Genomic DNA, 15,832 nt, shown 5'->3' with positions numbered 1-15,832 from the left:
CGTCAACGGTCAATTGCTCGTCGCGACCAGATCCGACATGTCGCAACTGCGGCGCGGTCCTTCCCATGGCTGATATGTATTGTCCTCCGGTCGGTACGATCTATAGCGGGCGGCGCATCGGGCTGCTGCCTGGGCATTGACTTTCGGGCCGCCGCCTTCATGGCTCTCGGCGATATCCTGCTGGAACGGCGAAGAGCATTCGCGGGTCCTGCCGCTATAGGATCGATAGCTGTTGGTCGCAGGATCGAAGGAACGGTAGCGCTGCGCGCACCAGGCAAGGTGCTCGGCAGCGAATTCTGGCCGCAGTTTCTGAGGTTCTGTCCACGGACGAGCGCGTTGCGAAGCCACCCTTGGCACCGTGGTGGTCGGAGCCTCGGTGACATAGCTGGAATAGACAGGTGGAATTCGTTCATAATGCTGCCGATGGGGATCGACCTTCACCGGACTCGTCGTCCACAGATCGGGGGCCGCAAGGTCCGTGAACGCGCGCGGTTCGGAATCCGCCACAACATGCGAGGCAACGGATGCCGCTGCCATGCAGGCGCCAACCGAGCTGACGATGCCGAAGGCGACCGTCGCAATGCCATTCATCAGCCCGCCTCCTGCTCTTGCGCCTGGGGAACCCAGACGCGCGCCGCGGCGCTGCTGTGACCGCCGGTGGCGACCAGCACGGCGAGAATGCCGACGATCGCCAAGAGGATGGCGATCAGCGGCACGGCGAAATCAGCAGATTTTTTTTCGGGATAAATCATGTTCCCTCTCCTCGACCCTGGCGGCCGCACGATGACGCTGCCGTCCATCGTGCGGCTGATCTGAAGATGATTTGGAAGACGCGGCAGAGCCACGTGAACGATCAGGTCACTTGATCACCTGAATCACCTTGCGGGACGAGGGTTCGACAATGACACGCTCGTCATTGACCACCGCGTAGGCATATTTCGGATCGTCCGGAACTGGGGTCACGACGACCGTTTCCGGCAGGGGCTGGCCGACGACCACCTTTTCCTTCACGACCACCCGTGCCGACGGTGCCGGAGCCTCGCGGACATAGGTGACGACCTTTTGCGGCGGCGGATCGATCGCCGTGCCGACGACTGCACCGGCAACGCCGCCGATAGCAGCACCGGCCGGACCACCAACGATAGCTCCGGTGATTGCGCCACCAGCTGCACCATTCACGGTCGAGGACTGGGCGAATGCGACACCTGACATCAGGGTCATGGCAGTTGCCGCGCCTGCAATAAGCTTGAAGAGCATCTTTTCCTCCTTCCTTTCAATGCGGCCTGCTTGCCGCTGCCAAACCAACTTGCTCGCGACGAGGTCGTTCCACGCCCCGGACCTCGGTCTGAGGCATCCCGGCCCTTGGTCTGGATTTTATTATTCGTCAGCCGCGCTATTCTCGAGCCGCACGCCATCGCATCGCGGGCTTGGGCAGGAGACCGAGGAGATGACACGATCCAACCGCCGGGAAGCAGGACGCAGGCGCCTGGCCATGCGTCTGCCGCAAATGCGGACGCTGATCATGCAGGCGTGCGACCCGTGGCAGCTCGAGCTTTTCGAGGCCTATCAGATGGCGGTCGAAGCGCGTGATCGGCTTCGAAGGCGACGGTTCAATTTGAAGCTGGTGCGGGAATATGACGAAACCTGTGTCGAGATCGAACAGCACGTCATGGGCGCGATGCCTCTCCCTACCTCAACTACCGCCTCATCCCCTAATCCGCGACCGTAGGTTCAATCCAGGCGCCAGGACAATGATTGTCTGCACGAGCCCCGGCACGGACAATCACGCGCGAGAGGATACCGAAGAGGTTAAGGAGCGCGGCCGGAGACGACCAGGGCACTCATGCTGCCGCAAGGACGGGCGCCATAGCGGGACGCCAACCGCTCGGCCACCTCATCAACGATCTCCGACATGCGCTCCGGCGCCCGCGATTCGATTTCTCCGCTGAGCGGCGTGCCCCGGCAGAAAGCGGTCGCGACATCCTGTGCTGTGGCCGCGATGGAGGTCAGTTCGAGCCGTTCGCAGGAAACCGCCTCGAATCCCGCCGACGATACTTCAGCCTTGATCGGGGTGGGGTCGAAGTAAGAATATGGCAAGCGCCTGAGGAAATCGGGAGGATCCGACGGGAAGAGGCTTGTCAGGCATTCGTCCACACATCTTGCGAAATCGTTCTCAGCAAGCGAATCCCACGTCGAGAACAGGAAATGGCCTCCGCTCCGCAACACTCTTTTCGCCTCGCCGTGGGCCTTCGGCTTATCCGGAAAGAACATGACGCCGAATTGGCAAACGACGAGATCGAACATCAAAGGGGCGAACGGCAGATCTTGCGCATCCGCGTGCATCCAATGCGTTCGCGACATCGTCACAGATGGTGCGCCGACGTCGATCATCGCCTGGCTGAGATCGGTGGCAACGATCTCTGCGGCCGGATCAAGCTTCGCCCGCAGAGCGCGTGTCAAGGCGCCGGTCCCCGCCGCGACTTCGAGCACGCTGACCGGCTTCGACCGTTCGGCTGCAATTGCCATTTCCAACGCATAGGGCTCAAAGAGAATCGGCACGAGAAGGGCTTGGTAAAGGTCGGCGACGCCTGCCCCGAACGGAGGGGGAGACGCGGCAAATGCGGCGCCTTCGATGTTCGCAGAAACTGTCACCACAAGTCTCCAAGCCCAACTCTATCGAAATTGAGATATGGCTGAATCCGCTGTTGTCCACGGGGACGGACCTTGGTCCCAAGCCCCTTCGACCGAAGTCCCCGACGCGGAACGGTCGCCTGACCGCGTCGTTTGAGCGATACGGAAGGAGATCCGCATATGACCCAAAGGAACAGATCTCATACGAATGATGCCTGGAACGTGTCCGTCATCGCCCTCGTCATCGTTCTGGCCGGCCTTCTCTATGTCTTCGGCGCAGCCATGTCAGGCGATAGCCTCCAACTGACCGAGAGCATCAGAGGCGCTGAGGTCTTCGATACCAGGAATCTGCCCTGATACAGTCTGGAAAAACTCTAAAGACGCTGTAGGTTTAGTCGGGAAAGTCTCTTACCGGTATCAAAATGAATTGGCTGCGCCGCTGGAATGCCCGCTCACTCGCCTCGCAATTCTTCATCGCGGGTGGCTTGGTCTCGATCGCCGCCATGTTTCTGGTGGGCATCCTTGTCACTCATCTGATCGAGGAAGCCGTCATTCATAATTCCGGCGCGGCGACGGCTCTTTACGTCGACAGTGTGGTGGCGCCGCTGCTTCCCGACATGCAAACGGAATCGCTGCTGGACGAAGGCAGCGCCCAGGCTCTCGACGAAACGCTCGGCCAGGGGGCGCTTGGCAGGCGCCTTGTCTCATTCAGGTTATGGCGAAACGACGGCACCATCCTCTATTCGAACGACAAGGAACTGGTAGGCCAGAAGTTTCCCCTGAACGCCAAGCTGGAGAAGGCATTCGCCGGCTCGCTCGTTGCGCGCTACGAGATTTCCGATGACCCTGAAAGCGGCGCCGAGCGCGCGCTCGGCAAGCCGCTGATGGAAATCTACAATCCGGTTCTCCAGCCGTGGTCCGGCCAGGCGGTCGCTGTGCTCGAGTTCTACGAGACGGCGGAAGGCCTTGGCGACAGTCTGGCTCACGCGAGGCTGCAGAGCTGGGGGGCGGTCGCCGCTCTCACTGGCGTCTTTTTCCTCGTTCTCTCCGCCCTGGTTTTTCGCGGAAGCCGCACGATAGAAGCGCAGCGCAGGGATCTCAAGGAACGGGTCCAGGAATTGTCTTCGCTGCTGGCTGAAAATCGCGGGCTCCAGCGGCGGCTGCAGCGCGCTTCGCAGCGTGTAGCGGCGCTGAACGAAACATATCTGCGCAGCATCGGCGCCGATCTTCACGACGGTCCGGCACAGCACATTGCCTATGCTTCACTGCGACTGGACAGCGATTTATTGATCAATGCGTCCACCGAGCCCGAAGCGCGCGAAAAAGAACTTGCGTGGATACGCTCGAGCCTCGCCGAGGCCATGACGGAAATCCGCAATATCTGCAGCGGACTGGTGCTGCCGCAGATCGAAAAGTCCTCCATCACCGATATCGTGCTGCGGGTCGTCGAAGCGCATCGGCACAAGACCGAAACCGTTGTCGAAACGAACATCGACGAGGATGGACCCGAGCTCGCTGCTGCCGTAAAGATCTGTATCTATCGCTTCGTTCAGGAAGCCTTGAACAACGCCTATCGCCACGGCGGCGGCGTTCAGCAGAGCGTGAAAGCCGTGTCGCACAATGGTCATGTTTGTGTGGAGGTCAGTGATCGTGGCGATGGGTTCGACCCGACGGAGGTGAGGCCGACAAGCCTCGGCCTGGTTGGGCTGCGCGAACGCATCGACAGCCTGGGGGGATCTTTCGATATTAAGACGGGTGAAGGCGGAACGACCGTGACCATGACCTTCGAGCCTATGGAAGCTGGAGAGTAGAGATGACACCAATCACCGTCGGCGTCGTGGACGACCACCCGCTTTTTCGCGAGGGCGTAACGCGCAGCTTGTCGGAGATGAGCGACTTCGTGGTCATTGGCGAAGGGGCCAACAGCGAAGACGCTGCCATGATCGCTTCAAACAACCGTCCCGACATCATGCTCCTCGATGTCTCGATGCCCGGCGGCGGATTGGCTGCGATCGGCGACGTCCTCGCGCTCAGCCCGACGACGAAAGTGCTGATGTTGACGGTATCCGAGGAGGTGGACACGCTGCTCGGAGCCCTGCAGCAGGGCGCGATGGGCTACGTTCTCAAAGGTGTCGGTTCCCGCGGTCTCGCCGAAGCGATTAAAACCGTCCTCAGCGGATCGCGATATGTCTCCCCGACGATGTCGGCGAAGGCGATGGAAAATTCGCTACATAACGGAAACTCCGACAAGAACAGTCTGACGCCAAGGGAGCGCGAGGTGATGGATCTCGTCGCCCAAGGTCTGTCAAACAAGCATATCGGCCTGCGCCTGAACCTCCAGGAAAAAACCGTGAAGCACCATATGACCCAGATCCTGAGCAAGCTCGGCGCCTCGAACAGGACCGAGGCGGCCCTGCAATGGCGCGAACGGCGATAGCACCGGGTCGACCTGGCATCTCACGGTGGCGTTTTCCGCATTCTGCCTTAGCGAAGGAATCGGCTCAGCCGGCTTGCGTCGCTAGCCGTCGCCTGCCGGCTTATGATCGTCCTGCCCTTCGAGTCCTTCATGATATAGCGGCCACTGCGCAGGCTTTCGGTGATGCCGTTCGCATGGCGAACGTTGATCGACCCATCGGTACCTTCGGTCGCTCTGGCCTTCGATCCTGTCGACGTCGAAGCCGAGGAGGAAGAGGATCCGGCGCTGCTGCTGGAGCTTCCACCTGAGCTGTTGCCGGAGCCACTATTGCCGTTTCCGCCCCCGTTGCCATTGCCTCCCCCGTTGCCGCCTCCTCCACCGTTGCCGTTTCCGCCGCCGTTGCCGCCCCCATTGCCGTTCCCATTATTGCCGTCTTTTGCCTCTGCGTGTTTCGCCCTCAGAACGCGAAGGGAGCCGTCGAGATTAATCGTCACGGGTGATGCGGCAACCACGAGGGCGACGGCAGCGCAGCCGCCCAATCTCAAAAAACCTCGTTTCGAGACAGTCAATGCCATTGCCTTGTTCATCCGTTCTTCGCCGTTCCTACGCCCGTTGGACGCCTGGGAATTTTCGCCTTTCTGAGGGCTAAATGCAACCGGACCTAGGTACTAAGAAAAGGCAGGACTTTGGTCCGGCAAACAGTGGATGCGCCCCTAAAAATACGAGCGCTGCCATCAAAAATACTGCCTCTGCGCGTGTATTGTCGACTCTGTCGCCTTTGTGATGTTGGTTGAGGCGCGGACGCATTTTTCTGGAACTTCTTTCGTCGTGGTCGCTTTTGATTATCAAAATGCAACGGAGGAAACCGCGATGCCGAACCCGAATGAATCACCCGCCGTCCAGTCCTTGCGGAATGAGCAGGCAGAGCAGCGCAAACAATCCCGAAAGGGCGAACTCGACAAAGCGATCGAAGACACGTTTCCTGCTTCTGATCCTGTTTCCGCCACTCATACCTCCATTCCCGCCGGCCGCAGCGATGTAGAGGCGGCTGAGCGCGTGAAGCGGGAGCCTGATCCGACCGCGATTGACCAAGAGTACCCGCTGGTCGATCAAGCCTTGCGCTCTACCGGCCAAACAGCCCGCGCCTCGGACAGATCCGATGCAAATCGCGAAGAGTTGCGCGCGCTTCAGAAAGAAGCCGGCCGGATGGCCGAATCCGCCTCCGAGCTGGCTTCCGGAACAGCCCGCCTGGCAAAGGCCGAAGCGAAGAGCTTTGTCCAGGACATTGAGGATCGGATCCGCCGGCAGCCGCTGACGGCTGCGGCGATCGTCGCCGGCATCGCCTTCGTCTTCGGCGCAACGCGCTGAGAGGACCACAATGGCGAGCCAATGGACCGGCGGCTGCCTGTGCGGATCCTGCCGATATGAATTCAGCGGCGATCAGCCGCATTCGGGATACTGCCATTGCGATATGTGCAAGAAGGCGACCGGAGGTCCTTTCGCGGTTCTTGTCCAGGCCAAGGTTCAAGATCTCGCCTGGACAAAGGCTTCCCCTGCCGTATACCGATCCTCACCCATCGCGAAACGTGGCTTTTGCGGCGCATGCGGAACGCCGCTCTTTCTTCAGTATGACGGCGACGAACTGATCCGCGTGACAGTCGGTTCGCTCGATCACCCCGACAGGATACGCCCGGCAGGTCATTACGGCGTTGAGAGCCGGCTTGCCTGGGCCGACTGCGGGCGCGGACTACCGGAGGAGGAAACTCAGGAGCGTTTCTGAAGGACGCCGCGAAAAATTATGCCCGTGACGCCCGACCAGTGAACCAGTAGATTGCGGCCAGCTTCTGGATCTGGCCACCGTCGCGGCGTGAGCCCATGAAAATTGCAACCTACAATGTCAACGGCATCAACGGGCGACTGAACAACCTGCTCCGCTGGCTGAAGGAGGATGCCCCCGATATCGCCTGCCTTCAGGAACTGAAAACCGACGACGCCACGTTTCCGCGAAAGGAGGTCGAACGGGCCGGCTACGGCGCCGTCTGGCACGGGCAGCGATCCTGGAACGGCGTCGCCATCCTGGCAAAGGACAAGATACCGATACTGACCCGGCGCGGTCTTCCGGGCGATCCTGACGATACCCACAGCCGATATATCGAAGCCGTCATCGAGGGCATGCTGATCGGATGCCTGTATCTGCCGAACGGCAATCCTTTTCCCAGCGCCAAGTTCGAATACAAGCTTCGCTGGTTCCGTCGCCTGCACGCCTATGCCGCCGAACTGCTCGAAATCGAGGTGCCTTCCATCCTTGCCGGCGATTTCAACGTCATGCGACGGAGATCGACGTATACAAGCCGGAGCGCTGGCGAGACGATGCGCTTTTCAGGCCCGAAGTCCGCAAAGCCTATGCCCGGCTCGTCTCTCAAGGCTGGACGGACGCCATCAGGCATCTGCATCCCGACGAGCGCATCTACACCTTCTGGAAATATTGGCGGAACAGTTTCGAGCGCGACGCCGGGCTTCGGATCGACCACTTTCTCCTCAGCCCGACGGTGGCGCCGTGGCTTCGATCGGCGACCGTCCGGCGCAAGCCGCGGGGCTGGGAGCATACGAGCGACCACGCACCCGTCATGATAGAGCTCAATATTCCCGCAGCTGAAGCCGTGTAAGCGATCGCAGAATATCAGGGAACCTGCGATGGCTGCCGGAGTTTGCCTGCAAAGGAGATTGTCCGATGCGCACAAAATCCATACCCGATTCCGCCAAGCTTCCGCCGAAGTCGTTGAATGACGATACTCAGGACGATGAGCTGCCCGAGGCAGATGTCGACGACCAGCGCAAGCCTCCCGTCAGCATGGGCAACAGCCGCGAGGCGGGCGACGGCGTCCGCGGCTCCGACCGTGAGACAGGCCGCGCCGATCAGAAGGGTCGCATTCCAGCCCCGCAATTCTCCAATCGGAAATGATCGTCATGGGCGAAAGCAAGAACTATCTCAATACCGACGAAATCCAGGCCGACGACCAGTTGTCGCCGAAACCGGTCGAAGGAAAAGATCCGCCGAGGCATGTGCGCAAAAGCGAAGAAGCCGTCACGGAAGGCTCCGACGATACGGAGCGCATCCGGGTTCCTCCGCCGGTCGCAAATCCCGATTGATATGGTTAAAGCATCGCCTCATACGCCAGCGCCAAGGTCGTAGATGCGACCTGTCAGCCAGGCGGGCCAGTCCCGCTCGAAAAAGGATCTGGCGCTTTCATCCAGTTCGCGGTTGGGACGGGTTGAAAGCCTGATCTCATCGCCTTCGAGCCGGACGACGATCTGCTCCTTGCGATGCGCTTCGCTTTCCTTGCGAAAGCGATAGTGCTCCAGTGGACCGACGCTCGCCAGCGGAAGGAATTCGCCCTGTGCATCGCAGATCGCGCGTGCTCCCCGACTGCCGCCGCCCTTGCGGATGAAGAAGTCCAGCGCGCTCAGCACCGCTTCCGAGGCGAGCGCCATGTGCCGCCATTGCACGCCTCGGACCGCTTCGGCCGCGCGGCCGTAGGCGACGCCGTTGGCGCGGATTTCGGCGTTCAGCTTCCGCGCTTCGACCAAGGCCTGGCGGACGCTCCTTTGATCGCAGATGATGCCCGCCTTCTCGCTCATGCGTGCCTGCACCGCCGAGCGGACCGCTTTGACGGTGAGCGGGCTTTCGGTCCGCAGCGCGGAAAGAAGATTGGCGATGCCCGCCTCCGCCGCCTCCGGTACACGTCCCGCGGCAGCCCTTTTCGCCCCGCCGCCGGCGCCGATGTGTTCGGCCACCCGGGTGCCGAAGACCTGCCCGGCATTCAGCGCCGCTCCACCGGGCCTTGTTACCCCATGTGTGCCCGCCGCCTCCCCGACCGCGTAGCAGCCACCCAGATTGGTGCGGCCCCAGCTATCGACCATGATGCCACCGTTCATGTGCTGGTTGTTGACCGCGAACTCCAGCGGCTCTTCGGCAATATCGATCTTGTAGCGGCGATAGAGTTCGATCGCGAGCGGGTTCATATGCTTCAATCGATCGATCGGCATTTCCTGATCGGCGCCAGCCTTGCCGAGATAGAGCCGAACATCCTCGTCCAGCCTTTCCAGGCTGAATGGCAGGTCGCCGGGAACGGGCAGAGGATTGCGATTGAAGTCCATAAAGACGCGCCGACCCGCTGCGGTCTCACGGTAAATGGCGAGATCGACCAGGCTCGAGCCGAAATCCAGCATGCGGGTGGCGTGGAACGGCCATTGATAGCCCTTTCGGAAGATGTTCGACGCCAACTCCCGGGTGCTTCGATAATATTCCGCCAGAAAATGGTGTTCGGCGCCTTCGCCATCGACCGAATAGATATGTGGGATTGCCTGGACGTACGTGCCGGACAGATTCCACGGGAAGCCCTCCCTGCGCGTCCCGATGCCGAACTGGCTTTCGGTCAAATTGACGAGCTCGACGCCTGCCTCCAGCGCCAATCCAAGGGAGCCGAAGCAGCCGTTCGGGTAAACGCTGTCGCGATAGAGTTCGCCCGGGCCGCCGGCGGCGAGCACAATCACGTCACTCACGAACAAGGCGATGCCGAGCGGGTTCTCTTGTCTACGGTCGCCGGCGCGCATGACGAGCATGCCGGCGACATGACGATCAGCCCCCGCGCCCTCAGTGAGGATTTTGACGGCGGTGGTCTGGTTGTAGAACGGCACGCCGAGCCGGATCGCCTCCTCCGCCAGCACCTTGACCATCAGCCGCGAGGTGCGCGGGCCGCAGCTGGTGGCGCGGCCGACCTCGTCATGGTCGGTCTGATATCTCAGCGTTCCGCCAAGCGGATCCTGGGGCAGCGGCAAGCCCAAGAACTGCAGCGACGCCATCATCCGCGACGAGCCCACCGCCTCGACATAGGCCGTGTCCTCGTCCATAGCGCCGCCGCCGCCGATGGCGCGGGCCATCGCCCGGTAATTGTCGCCCTGATCGGCCGTGTTTGCGGTGTGCAGGGTTTGCTTGTCAGAGCCAGAGCAGGCCGAGGTTCCGCCCCATGCGCTTTGGCTGATGATGACGACTTCGACGCCGCGCCGTTTCATTTCCACCGCCGCACGCAGACCGGCAGCGCCGGATCCGACGACAACGCAAGCGGCGCGGTAGATCGGCACGTCGAAACCAGCGAGGCGGGCTACCCCGGAAGCGGGAGCCTCCGGCGGAAGCCGCGGCATATCGACGTCGGTCAGTGCATCAAGAATTTCCTGCGGAACGTCTATTGTCATCGGCTCGCCACAATCAATTGAGCGGGATATCCACCCAGCGTCGCTGCCGGGAGGACTCCATGCATGCGTCGACGATCTGGCAGATATGGTAGCCGGTATCGAATGTCGGCCACATCGGTTTGTTTGCGACAATCGATCGGATCACCTCCGCCACCTCGATGATCTTGCTTTCATTGTAGCCAATGCCGAAATTCGGCAGCGGAAGGAAGGCCCTGAAGGTGGGGTTCTCAGGACCGACGTCGATCTCGCGAAAGCCCCGGCGTCCCGTGCTGTCGTCGTTGGAGTAAAAACGCAGCCGGTTAATCTCGTCATAGGTATAGGCGATGCTGCCCTTCGTTCCGTAGATTTCATAGGTCTGCATGAATTTGCGGCCGGTGGCGACGCGGCTGAAGTCGACGATGCCGGCGGCGCCGTTTTCGAACCGGCACAGCAGGTTCGTCGCGTCGGGATTGGTGATATCGGCCCAGGCCTCGTTGCCTGAAAGTTTCACCTGCTCCCCATAGGCAAGCCCCTCGACGATCGGCCGGCGCGGGGTGACGATGAGATTGTCGGCGATCAGGGAGCTGACGCGGCCAACGAGGAAATCCATGAAGCTGAAGATGTGCGAACCGGTGTCGCCGACGATCCCGGTCGGCGCGAGCTTGCCATCGGCACGCCACATGTAGGGCGCTGTGGGATCCCCATACATGTCGACATGCTGGCAGCCGCGAAACAGCTTTATCTCGCCGATTTCACCGGATTCGATGATCTCTTTCGCCAAATCATGAACGGGGTTTCGGGGAAACGCGTGTCCGACACGTGTAATGCCCCCCTTCTCTTTAGCGATCTCGGCCAGCTCCCGCGCTTCATCGGCGGTGTTTGCCAGCGGCTTCTCGCAATAGACATGTTTGCCGGCCAGCAGCGCGGCCTTGGCCACCGGATAGTGAAGATGGTCGGGCAGACAGATATCGATCAGATCGACTTCGGGATCGGTGACCGCCAGCTTCCAATCCTGGTAGATCCTGGCCCCCGGCGCCCTGTTGCCGATATCCTGCGCTACGTCAGGGTTGCTGTCGACAAGCGCCACGATCCGCGCCGTTCCGCCCGACACGCCGAAGAAGTGCTGAAAGGTTTGATAGGCCATCGTGTGGACCTTTCCCATCCAGCCCGAGGCGCCAAGCACTGCAACTTTCACTTCAGACATCGTCGTTACTCCTTAGCGGATCTCGGCGCGGGCCCGCGGCCTCGTATCATTGCGCTCATGGGCGAAGATCGCCGACGGCAGCGCAGGCAGGCCCCGGATGAGGTCCGATCCTTTTTCGCCGACCATGATCGTCGGCGCGTTGGTGTTGCATGACGGCACGCGCGGCATGACGGAGGAATCGCAGACCCTCAGGCCTTCCAGGCCGTGCACCTTGAGATCGAGCCCGACAACCGCGTCGGACCCGGTTCCCATCTTGCAGGTGCCCACCGGATGATGGTCGGTCTTGGCATTGGCGCAGCCATAGTCGAAAAGCTGCTCGTCGGTCACGACCTTCGGCCCGGGAAGCCTTTCGGCCATGACATAGGGTTTCAGCGCCGCCTGCTGCATGATTTCGCGGGCGATCTTGAGCCCCTCCAGCGACATCTTCCTATCGTGAGGATCGGACCAGTAGTTGGGATCGATCAAGGGAGCCGCACCCGGATCGGCGGATGAGAGACGCACCGTCCCTCGCGAGCGCGGATGCAGATAGGCCGAGTTGAGCGTGACCCCGGCGTTCTTGAGCCGCTCGACGCCTGCTTCGATGCCAGAACCGAGGCCGAGGTGGAACTGAATATCGGGAGACCGTGCGTCGGGATCGGCATACCAGAAGCCGCCGGTCTCGAACAGTGACGAGGCGACCGGACCGGTGCGGAAGAGAACATATTGAATTCCGGCCCACAGTGTCCGGTGGAGCTTCGCGACGCCGTCATAGGTGTGATTGCCGGTGCATTCGGCGATAACGAAGAGATCGAGATGGTCCTGAAGATTGCCGCCGACGCCGGGCAGATCGTGGAGGGGCCTGACGCCAACCGAGGTCAAATGGTCGGCCGGCCCTATCCCGGACTGCAACAGGAGCTTCGGCGATCCGATCGCGCCTGACGAGACGAGGACTTCGCGTTCAGCCCGCACGACCTCCAGACCGTGTCCGGTCGCGATCTCGACGCCGACCGCGCGGCCCGCCTCCAGCATGATGCGGACGACGCGCGCGCCCGTCCGGATCATCAGATTCTTTCGGTTTTTGATTGGCGAGAGATAGGCAAACGATGCCGATGACCGGCGGCGGTTGCGCTGGGTGAGCTGATAAAATCCGACGCCGGCCTGCTGGCGGCCGTTGAAGTCGTGATTATAGGGTATGCCGAGCTCCTGCCCCGCGCGAATATAGGCGTCGCAGATCGGTAACGGTGCAGCCGGCATGGAGACACCCAGCGGACCGCCATAGGCGTGGTAGTCGTCGGCGAAACGTTGATTGTCCTCGGCACGTTTGAAATAGGGCAGGATCGAACGGTAGTCCCAACCCTCGCAACCGTCTTCACTGGCCCAGAGATCATAATCAGCTGCGTTTCCGCGGGTGTAGAGCTGCGCATTGATCGACGAGCCGCCGCCGATGATCTTTGCCTGGGTATAGCGAAGTACTCTGTCCTTCATGTGCTTTTGGGGAACGGTTTCCCATCCCCAGCTGGCGACGCCCTTGGTCATCTTGGCGAAGCCGGCGGGCATGTGGAAAAGAGGATTCCAGTCGCCTCCGCCCGCCTCCAGCAGCAGTACCTTTACATCGGGATCTTCGCTGAGGCGGCTTGCAAGAACGCAGCCCGCAGGACCGGCACCGGTGATGATATAATCGAATCCCATTTTACTGTCCTATTTGAAGCCGGCGCGCATTAATGGATCTGCCTGTGTCTGCAAATCCGTCGATGCGATGTGATGGGCAACTCTGAGCGCTTGACTGGCGACGGTGAGCGCGGGATTGACCGCAGCCGATGTGGGGAGAAAACCGGCGTCGACGACGAAAAGATTGCCGTGATCGTAGGACCGGCAGTATGGATCCAGTGGCGCTGTTGCCGGGTCGTTTCCGATGCGGATCGTTCCGCACTGATGGGACGGCGTGCGTTTGTCGAAGGGTCTGGATAGCACGATCGGAAAACCGATCGACCGCAGGATCGCCTTCAGCTTGGCGACGAGCGCAAGATGCGCGTCCCAGTTGGTCCTCTGCCATTTAAGGATGATCCGATCACCGTCGACCATCACGCGGCTTTCGGGATTCGGAACGTCCTCGCTCATCGCATAGAAGTCGATGGCATGGTCCGTCATGAAACGCAGAAGCCATTCCGGCGCCTGCGGCAGAGAGCCTTTGAGGACCTTTTCGGAAATACGCCCCAGCAACTGCACATTGCCGAGCGGCGGTCCGCCCTCCCCGTCCGAGAGATAGAAGTCGTTGAAGGCGAAGGTCTTCTGGTAGACGGCGGTGTTCCTGAAGCGCGGCGAGAGCGCTATCACGGCCGAGGCGTTGTGGTTCATGAAGTTGCGGCCCACCTGATCGGAAGAGTTGGCGAGCCCCTTCGGGAAGCGGTCGTTCTTCGAACGGAGCAAAAGCACGGATGACTGGACCGCACCGGCGGAAAGAATGACGATCCTGGGCGAGACGGTCAGCGTCTGTCCGTCCTTGACATAGGTGATCCGGTCGATCCGGCTCCCCGCCCCCGTGTCGAGCCGTATCACCCGTGCATTGGTCTCAAGCCGCACGTTCTCGTGTTTCAGCGCCACCGCGAGCGCTGCGGTCTCGGCATCCATCTTGCCGTCCCGCGAATTCGGATGCGCATCCCAGGGCGTGCGTGCCTTGGAGAGCCAGGCATCGAGATCCAGGCCGAGCGGCAGCGAAAACGGATGCAGGCCTTTCGCCTTGAGGCGTGCCCTGACGTCGGCGACCGGCGCCTCATCGGGCACGGGCGGGAATTCGTAGGCAACCGAGTGATGCGGTTCGGTCGGATCTTCGCCAAGACTGCCGCGAACCTGATACATCAGCTCCGCCTTCGAATACCAGGGCTCCAGCTCTTCATAGGGAAAGGGCCACGCCGGCGACACGCCTTCCCGATGTTCAATGACGTCGAAATCCTCTTTGCGGTAGCGTGACAGGACGGCGCCGTAGAATTTCGAGTTGCCGCCGACATTGTAATAGTTGCCGGGGTTGAAGCCCCTGCCGTTCGCCTCGTACCACGTCTCATTCGGCCGGAAGTGGCCACGCTGGAAGATGGCGCGCTGGTCGCGATTGACGGGAAGATCAGCAATATGATCGCCGGCTTCGAGGACCAATATCTGCGCACCTGATACAGCCAGGCCGGCAGCGACGGTGGCGCCGCCGACGCCCGAGCCGATGATGACGATGTCTGGTGAACCGCTCATGTCAACACCTGGTGATCACGCGATCCGCGCCTGCGTTTCCGGATCGAAGAACACAACCTTGTCGAGATTGAAGGCGAGGCGCGTGTGTTGGCCGGGCGCGATGCCGGCATCGGCGCGCAGGCGCGCGACGACTTCCTTGCCGCCGAGCTTGGTGACGGCGAAGGTGTCGGAGCCGGCCGGTTCGACAACCTCGATCAGGCAGTCGCCTTCGGTGAGCGAGCGGGCATTGCGGTCGGCGCCGTCGGGGTCGGTCAACGCCTCCGGGCGGATGCCGAAGATCACCTGCCGGCCGGCATAGGAGGAAAGGCCGTTGCCGGTCATCGTGACGGGAAGCCTCAGCGGGGCGGCGTTCGGCCGTTCGAGCGAGACCGCAAGGCCGCCGGCGCCGTTCTCGACCGAGGCCTTCACCAGGTTCATCGCCGGCGAGCCCATGAAGTCGGCGACGAACATGTTGGCGGGATTGTTGTAGATCTCCGCCGGCGTGCCGAACTGCTGGACGATGCCGTCCTTCATCACGGCGATGCGGGTGGCGAGCGTCATCGCCTCGATCTGGTCGTGGGTGACATAGACGATGGTCTTGGCGGTCGCCTGATGCAGCCGCTTGATCTCGATGCGCATGTCGACGCGGAGTTTCGCGTCGAGGTTGGAGAGCGGCTCGTCGAACAGGAAGAGCTTGGGATCGCGCACCAGCGCCCGGCCCATGGCGACGCGCTGGCGCTGGCCGCCCGACAGCTGGCTCGGCTTGCGGTCGAGCAGATGGCCGATCTGCAGCACCTTGGCGACCTTGTCGATCGCCTGCTTGCGCTCCTCCTGCGGCACGCCGCGCATCTCCATGCCGAAGGCGATGTTGCCCGCCACCGTCATGTTCGGATAGAGCGCATAGGACTGGAACACCATGGCGATGTCGCGCTTGGAGGGATGCAGGCCGTTGACGGCGCGTCCGTCGATGCGGATATCGCCTGACGTGATCGTCTCCAGCCCGGCAATGGTGTTGAGCAGGGTCGACTTGCCGCAGCCGGACGGGCCGACCAGCACGAGAAAGCCGCCCTTTTCGAGTTCGAGATCGATACCCTTGAGGATGTCGACGGCGCCGAAGCGCTTTCTGAGACCGGAGATTTCCAGGAAAGCCATGG

General features: G+C 61.5%; 19 protein-coding genes. 9 read left to right on the top strand and 10 right to left on the bottom strand.

The features are described 5' to 3' along the window. Positions 1-9: 9 nt before the first annotated feature. The 3 genes from NXC14_RS09100 to NXC14_RS09095 all read right to left on the bottom strand — a co-directional run bounded on the left by NXC14_RS09100 (position 10) and on the right by NXC14_RS09095 (position 1,257). A complete protein-coding gene (locus NXC14_RS09100; protein WP_085777860.1) occupies positions 10-591 on the bottom strand; it encodes a BA14K family protein in 582 nt (193 codons plus the stop codon). Beyond that, positions 591-752 (bottom strand): hypothetical protein, encoded by a 162-nt coding sequence (locus NXC14_RS32955; protein WP_198175515.1) that lies wholly within the window; start codon positions 750-752, stop codon positions 591-593. Before NXC14_RS32955 ends, NXC14_RS09100 begins: the two co-directional genes overlap by 1 nt. Positions 753-858: 106 nt before the next feature. Further along, positions 859-1,257, bottom strand: coding sequence for a DUF1236 domain-containing protein (locus tag NXC14_RS09095; protein ID WP_085777859.1), 399 nt, complete (start codon positions 1,255-1,257; stop codon positions 859-861). 190 nt (positions 1,258-1,447) lie between these two features. On the opposite strand from NXC14_RS09095, the gene NXC14_RS09090 reads away from it, so the two are divergent. Beyond that, positions 1,448-1,729 (top strand): hypothetical protein, encoded by a 282-nt coding sequence (locus NXC14_RS09090; protein ID WP_085777858.1) that lies wholly within the window; start codon positions 1,448-1,450, stop codon positions 1,727-1,729. Positions 1,730-1,809: 80 nt separating this feature from the next. On the opposite strand, the gene NXC14_RS09085 is transcribed toward NXC14_RS09090, so the two are convergent. Further along, a complete protein-coding gene (locus NXC14_RS09085) occupies positions 1,810-2,652 on the bottom strand; it encodes a methyltransferase domain-containing protein (RefSeq protein ID WP_085777857.1) in 843 nt (280 codons plus the stop codon). A gap of 159 nt (positions 2,653-2,811) precedes the next feature. On the opposite strand from NXC14_RS09085, the gene NXC14_RS32950 reads away from it, so the two are divergent. The 3 genes from NXC14_RS32950 to NXC14_RS09075 all read left to right on the top strand — a co-directional run bounded on the left by NXC14_RS32950 (position 2,812) and on the right by NXC14_RS09075 (position 5,068). Then, a complete protein-coding gene (locus NXC14_RS32950; protein WP_176536270.1) occupies positions 2,812-2,988 on the top strand; it encodes a hypothetical protein in 177 nt (58 codons plus the stop codon). 65 nt (positions 2,989-3,053) lie between these two features. After that, positions 3,054-4,442, top strand: a complete 1,389-nt coding sequence (locus tag NXC14_RS09080; protein WP_085777856.1) for a sensor histidine kinase — start codon at positions 3,054-3,056, stop codon at positions 4,440-4,442. A 2-nt stretch (positions 4,443-4,444) separates the two neighbouring features. Further along, positions 4,445-5,068, top strand: a complete 624-nt coding sequence (locus NXC14_RS09075) for a response regulator transcription factor (protein WP_085777855.1) — start codon at positions 4,445-4,447, stop codon at positions 5,066-5,068. Positions 5,069-5,115: 47 nt separating this feature from the next. Here NXC14_RS09075 and NXC14_RS32945 read toward each other — a convergent pair whose 3' ends face one another. After that, the gene (locus tag NXC14_RS32945; RefSeq protein ID WP_085780044.1) at positions 5,116-5,616 is read right to left on the bottom strand and encodes a hypothetical protein; all 501 of its coding nucleotides are present in this window, start codon (positions 5,614-5,616) and stop codon (positions 5,116-5,118) included. Between the two features lie 301 nt (positions 5,617-5,917). Here NXC14_RS32945 and NXC14_RS09065 point away from each other — a divergent pair, with 301 nt between their 5' ends. The 5 genes from NXC14_RS09065 (at position 5,918) to NXC14_RS09045 (ending at position 8,197) form a co-directional block, all read left to right on the top strand. Continuing rightward, a complete protein-coding gene (locus NXC14_RS09065; RefSeq protein WP_085780043.1) occupies positions 5,918-6,415 on the top strand; it encodes a hypothetical protein in 498 nt (165 codons plus the stop codon). A 10-nt stretch (positions 6,416-6,425) separates the two neighbouring features. Then, complete coding sequence (locus tag NXC14_RS09060; RefSeq protein WP_085777854.1) at positions 6,426-6,827, top strand: GFA family protein; 402 nt, start codon at positions 6,426-6,428, stop codon at positions 6,825-6,827. A 95-nt stretch (positions 6,828-6,922) separates the two neighbouring features. Next, positions 6,923-7,678 carry an exodeoxyribonuclease III gene (locus tag NXC14_RS09055; RefSeq protein WP_348630257.1) on the top strand — a complete coding sequence of 252 codons (756 nt, stop codon included), beginning with the start codon at positions 6,923-6,925 and terminating at the stop codon, positions 7,676-7,678. A 100-nt stretch (positions 7,679-7,778) separates the two neighbouring features. Next, positions 7,779-8,009 carry a hypothetical protein gene (locus NXC14_RS09050; protein ID WP_085777853.1) on the top strand — a complete coding sequence of 77 codons (231 nt, stop codon included), beginning with the start codon at positions 7,779-7,781 and terminating at the stop codon, positions 8,007-8,009. Positions 8,010-8,014: 5 nt separating this feature from the next. Then, positions 8,015-8,197: a hypothetical protein gene (locus NXC14_RS09045; RefSeq protein ID WP_085777852.1), complete on the top strand. Its 183-nt coding sequence runs from the start codon at positions 8,015-8,017 to the stop codon at positions 8,195-8,197. 18 nt (positions 8,198-8,215) lie between these two features. Here NXC14_RS09045 and NXC14_RS09040 read toward each other — a convergent pair whose 3' ends face one another. The 5 genes from NXC14_RS09040 to NXC14_RS09020 are packed head-to-tail and all read right to left on the bottom strand — an operon-like array spanning position 8,216 to position 15,830. After that, positions 8,216-10,300, bottom strand: a complete 2,085-nt coding sequence (locus tag NXC14_RS09040) for an FAD-binding protein (protein ID WP_085777851.1) — start codon at positions 10,298-10,300, stop codon at positions 8,216-8,218. A 13-nt stretch (positions 10,301-10,313) separates the two neighbouring features. Next, positions 10,314-11,483: a Gfo/Idh/MocA family oxidoreductase gene (locus NXC14_RS09035; RefSeq protein ID WP_085777850.1), complete on the bottom strand. Its 1,170-nt coding sequence runs from the start codon at positions 11,481-11,483 to the stop codon at positions 10,314-10,316. A 12-nt stretch (positions 11,484-11,495) separates the two neighbouring features. Further along, on the bottom strand, positions 11,496-13,151 hold the full coding sequence (locus NXC14_RS09030) for a GMC family oxidoreductase N-terminal domain-containing protein (RefSeq protein ID WP_085777849.1): 1,656 nt from the start codon (positions 13,149-13,151) through the stop codon (positions 11,496-11,498). A gap of 9 nt (positions 13,152-13,160) precedes the next feature. Beyond that, positions 13,161-14,699 carry a GMC family oxidoreductase gene (locus tag NXC14_RS09025; RefSeq protein ID WP_085777848.1) on the bottom strand — a complete coding sequence of 513 codons (1,539 nt, stop codon included), beginning with the start codon at positions 14,697-14,699 and terminating at the stop codon, positions 13,161-13,163. A gap of 15 nt (positions 14,700-14,714) precedes the next feature. Then, the gene (locus tag NXC14_RS09020) at positions 14,715-15,830 is read right to left on the bottom strand and encodes an ABC transporter ATP-binding protein (RefSeq protein WP_085777847.1); all 1,116 of its coding nucleotides are present in this window, start codon (positions 15,828-15,830) and stop codon (positions 14,715-14,717) included. Between the last annotated feature and the right edge of the window lie 2 nt (positions 15,831-15,832).

The sequence above is a fragment of the Rhizobium sp. NXC14 genome (genome assembly GCF_002117485.1).
Lineage (GTDB): Bacteria > Pseudomonadota > Alphaproteobacteria > Rhizobiales > Rhizobiaceae > Rhizobium.
Note: the sequence above shows the minus strand (reverse complement) of the source record. Positions and strands in the feature narration are given on the sequence as shown.